At 71.9% G+C, this 597-nt stretch carries 1 protein-coding gene; it reads left to right on the top strand.

What is annotated here, in order from left to right:
• On the top strand, positions 1-597 hold a 597-nt coding region (locus IE249_RS35550; protein ID WP_189711666.1), incomplete at both ends, for a polyketide synthase dehydratase domain-containing protein.

The raw sequence follows: 597 nt of genomic DNA, 5'->3' as shown, positions 1-597 counted from the left end.
CGTCGACTGGGCCGCGTACTTCTCCGGCACCGGCGCCCAGCGCGTCGACCTGCCCACCTACGCCTTCCAGCACGAGCACTACTGGCTGGACGCCGGCACACCGGTCGGCGATGTCACTTCCATGGGGCTGCGGTCCGCCGATCACCCGCTGCTCGGCGCCGCGGTCTCCCTGGCGGACGCCGAAGGCTTCCTGTTCACCGGCCGGCTGTCACTGGAGACGCAGCCGTGGCTGGCCGATCACGCGGTCATGGGTACGGTCCTGCTGCCCGGCACCGCCTTCGTCGAACTGGCGCTGCGCGCCGGTGAGCAGGTCGGCTGCGACCGGATCGAGGAACTGACCCTGGAGGCCCCGCTAGTCCTGGCCGAACACGGCGGGGCCGAGCTCCAGTTGACCGTCGGTGCGCCCGACGCCACGGGCCGCCGCTCTGTCGTCTTCCATTCACGCTCCGACCAGGCCGCGGCGGAGGAGCCGTGGGTGCGGCACGCCACGGGTGTGGTGATGGAGGGCGGAACGGGTGCCTCCTTCGACCTGTCGGTGTGGCCGCCGGAGGGTGCGGAGCGCGTGGAGGCGGAGGTGGCTGGTCTGTATGAGGGGCT

The organism is Streptomyces anandii JCM 4720 (assembly GCF_014650655.1).
GTDB lineage: Bacteria > Actinomycetota > Actinomycetes > Streptomycetales > Streptomycetaceae > Streptomyces > Streptomyces anandii.
The sequence above is the reverse complement of the archived record's forward strand: the minus strand, read 5'-3'. Positions and strand labels throughout refer to the sequence as shown.